The sequence below is a fragment of the Limnospira sp. PMC 289.06 genome (assembly GCF_032350395.1).
Lineage (GTDB): Bacteria > Cyanobacteriota > Cyanobacteriia > Cyanobacteriales > Microcoleaceae > Limnospira > Limnospira platensis.
This window is the reverse complement of record NZ_JARPLC010000227.1, coordinates 1-3,341: the sequence shown is the minus strand read 5'-3', so window position 1 is coordinate 3,341 and position 3,341 is coordinate 1. Positions and strand designations below refer to the sequence as shown.

Annotated in this window: 2 protein-coding genes and 2 pseudogenes; 3 read left to right on the top strand and 1 reads right to left on the bottom strand. The window is 45.1% G+C overall.

Annotated elements, in window-relative coordinates:
• Window positions 1-64 precede the first annotated feature (64 nt).
• Window positions 65-340 carry a hypothetical protein gene (locus tag P5674_RS23735; RefSeq protein ID WP_161783030.1) on the top strand — a complete coding sequence of 92 codons (276 nt, stop codon included), beginning with the start codon at window positions 65-67 and terminating at the stop codon, window positions 338-340.
• Between the two features lie 168 nt (window positions 341-508).
• Here P5674_RS23735 and P5674_RS23730 read toward each other — a convergent pair whose 3' ends face one another.
• Window positions 509-1,576: a Gfo/Idh/MocA family protein gene (locus P5674_RS23730; protein WP_006616252.1), complete on the bottom strand. Its 1,068-nt coding sequence runs from the start codon at window positions 1,574-1,576 to the stop codon at window positions 509-511.
• Window positions 1,577-1,929: 353 nt separating this feature from the next.
• Here P5674_RS23730 and P5674_RS23725 point away from each other — a divergent pair.
• A pseudogene (locus P5674_RS23725) lies at window positions 1,930-2,920 on the top strand (IS4 family transposase); the annotation flags it as partial.
• Window positions 2,921-3,120: 200 nt separating this feature from the next.
• A pseudogene (locus P5674_RS23720) lies at window positions 3,121-3,291 on the top strand (IS4 family transposase); the annotation flags it as partial.
• Window positions 3,292-3,341: the final 50 nt, after the last annotated feature.

Here is a 3,341-nt window from a genome sequence, read left to right as displayed (position 1 = left end):
GTTTGATTCTCTCGATGATGCCATGGATTCTGTTCTCAAGGCTGCGTCCTAACCGTATTGACTAGTGCTATACAATTCCAAGACAACGGTAAACGCTTCCAGTCTATTTCAATTATCGGGATGTGACGCACCCTACGAGCCGTATAAAGGGAAACTTTCACGTACGGTTCTGAATGGGAGGGGATGGAGGCGACTCCATTGTGGACCCCTAATTGATGTTCCCATAGCAGAAACTGGTGGGGCTGGCTTACCGAAAGTTCAAGCCTGTTATTTATTTAGAGGTCAAGATATTCTGCGATCGCCTAAAGTAGAAGATGCTGTATCGCCACCTTTCCTCTAATTAAACTTGACCGGAGAACAGATATTTTCAGTGGGGCGGTAATTCCGATATGTACATCTAAACTGCCCTCGCGGTCAAGAGACTTTTAAGGCTCCCTCTGGGAGACCGAGAGAGAGCCACTCGGTGGGTCTGTTTCCCGGGGGAGAGCATCTTCGAGGATATCAGCTATCAACCGACTTGAACCGTCGGGGAGTTGATAGGATATGGTAGTTCTCTCGCCGACCAGACCTGACCATCCAAAGCCATTTGTTCAATCAAACTTGCCAATCGCAAGGCTTTTAAGGCTTGTTCTCCCCCTACTGACGGCTGATTTCCACCATGAACGCAACTGACAAAATGCTCTAATTCCGCATGGAGAGGTTCAATATTGCTAGTGTGGACTTTTTCAATTAATCCATCCTGACGATAGAGAATCTGGCCATAGTCAGTCACATAATCCGCCGTAGTTTGGCGGTGTATTAAAATCTCATTATTAAGGAAATCTGCTTCCGTGAGGGAATTTTTACAATGAGCTACAATAGATCGCAATTTCCTGTGGGTGACTTTACTAGCGATGAGAGTGGCAATAATGCCATTACCAAAACCCAAAGTAGCCGTCACATAATCAAGATAACCCGAATTTGAAGCACGACTGCCACTAGCAGTTAACTTCACCACCGGGGCGGGGACTAAATCCATTAACAAGTCGATATCATGAATCATTAAATCCAGCACCACCGACACATCATTAGCCCGGTGGGAGTATGGACTCATGCGATGTGCTTCTAAAGCCAAAACTTCCTCAGTTTTCAAGACTTTACCAAGTTCAGCAAAAGCCGGATTAAACCTTTCAATATGTCCGACCTGCAGGATGCGCTGATATTCTGCGGCTGCATTGACTAAAGACTCTGCTTCGGAAATACTAGCAGCGATGGGTTTTTCAATCAACACATGAACTCCGGCCTTGAGGCAAGTCATTCCTACCGAGTGATGTAGACGGGTGGGAACCGCCACACAAACCGCATCCACATATTCCAACAAATCCCGATAATCTTCAAAAAAGCGAACCTGGTATTTACTGGCTGTGTCGAGTCCCCGTTCCACATTAACATCGGAAACTCCCACCAGTTGTACATCCTTCAGCAAACTGAGAACCCGCGTGTGATGCTGTCCCATATTGCCAACACCAATTACCCCAATCCGTAGAGGGTCTAGTTGACCTCGCCCTACACTAATGCTTGAATATCCTGTTGACATCCTATTGAGCACTCCTGGAATCTTCTCCACCACACACAAAAGACAATTAAGCCGTAGGGGCAGGTTCACCAATAATCTGGTCAAGATAGAGGATGATTGGAGAACCCGCCCGTACTCGGACAAATCCACCCAGATACTATCACAGCATCAGATTTTGTACAGAATTTCTCTAAAGAAACCAGTAATTCTCATTATGGAAATTCAACTGCTATCGGGTGGGATGTCTAACTCGAGACCCTCAAGCCTGAGAGGGTGACAACGGAGGGAAAACCCAGATGGGGCAATTGTTTGAGATAATGGAGAGGTCGTCAAAAAGCGGGTGGCCCTTGGAGCTACCCTGACCAAAAATGCTAATGCTAAAGACGTTATACCAGAAACTATTACGAATCCATTTGAGCGAGAGTCAAGCACAGACCTTAGAACTCTTCGTTATGATGCTTCAAAGTTATCGGCAAGTCAGATTATCAACCCTCGCAAACTTATTTCCCCAACCCATTCAATACAAGAGTCGAATCCGAAATATCCAGCGATTTCTGAAACTCCCCCAACTTTCGGCTAAATTGCTGTGGTTTCCGATAATCAAGGCCGCTTTAAAATCTGAATTTCGAGAAAAACATTTAAATATAGAACAAAGGATAAAGCGCTCAAGATTAAGTTTTAAAACAAAAAACTATGTAGCGGTTGCTATCGAGAGCACTCAATGGAGAGACCGGAATCTCCTGATGGTCACGATAATTTTTGGAAATCATGCTTTACCAATATATGGGGAGCTACTCTTCAAGTTGGGCAGTAGTTATTTTCGGGAACAGAAACGAGTATTAGAGCCGGTACTAGCTCTTTTAAAACCTTATCCGGTTGTGGTAATAGGAGACGCGCGAATTTAATAGCGCCCAACTAGCAGACTGGCTAATAGCCAGAGGGGTAGACGTTGTATTTAGCCATAAAAAGAGCGCTTTTGTAGCCACAGAAAACCATCCATGCAAGTCTTTAAAAGCCCAGGAATAGAAATTTTGCAAATCCTCCTTTTTAAAAAATGTAACCTTTCAAAAATCTGAACCTATTCAGGGATTTAACCTAGGAGTTTATGGGCAAAAAAATCATCGTGGAAAAAAGGTAAAAGAAACGTGGTATTTACTAACCAAACTTGACAATACCCAGCTGGTTAAGCAAATTTATCAAGCGCGATGGGGTATCGAAATGATGTTTAGAGATTGTAAAAGTGTGGGCGATAACATGGAATCCACCCGAGTAGATTCAACCCGATTTTTCGCCTTATTTTTGTGAATTACTTTCGCTTATTGGCTGGCGACACAAAGAGGTCATAAGTTTAAATATAACCACTTGTGCGAGACGTTCAGGCATGAAATAGGGTTGCCACCTCAGTACAGGACAAAAAAGCTGAAAGTCTTAGCCAAAAGGGAATCTAGCCGAAAATGCTGAAGGGGGCGCTCCGGGCTGAGGCGAAAGTCGAGGGGTGGGGGGGGTAGCGCCAAGTTAGGGTGAGAGGGTTAGATCGGAATTACCGCAAACCAAACTTCCCTCTCATGAACGAGCTTAACCGATTACGAGACACTTTGCGCCCTCACTTGCCCTGGCACGGGGCGAGATGAAACTTTGCCTGCCTGTTCCTGATGGCGCTGTTTCAAGCCAAGACGGTCAATCTGGCGGAATTGGCGACGGTCTTCGCAAATCCTGTGCAAATTTCCTCAAATTATAGCATTAGTCAAGGTGGTTAGGACGCAGCTGGGAGAACGGAATCCATGGC

Coding starts and splice junctions, on each gene's coding strand:
- P5674_RS23730 (WP_006616252.1), bottom strand. CDS start 1,576: ATGTCAACAGGATATTCAAGCATTAGTGTAGGGCGAGGTCAACTAGAC.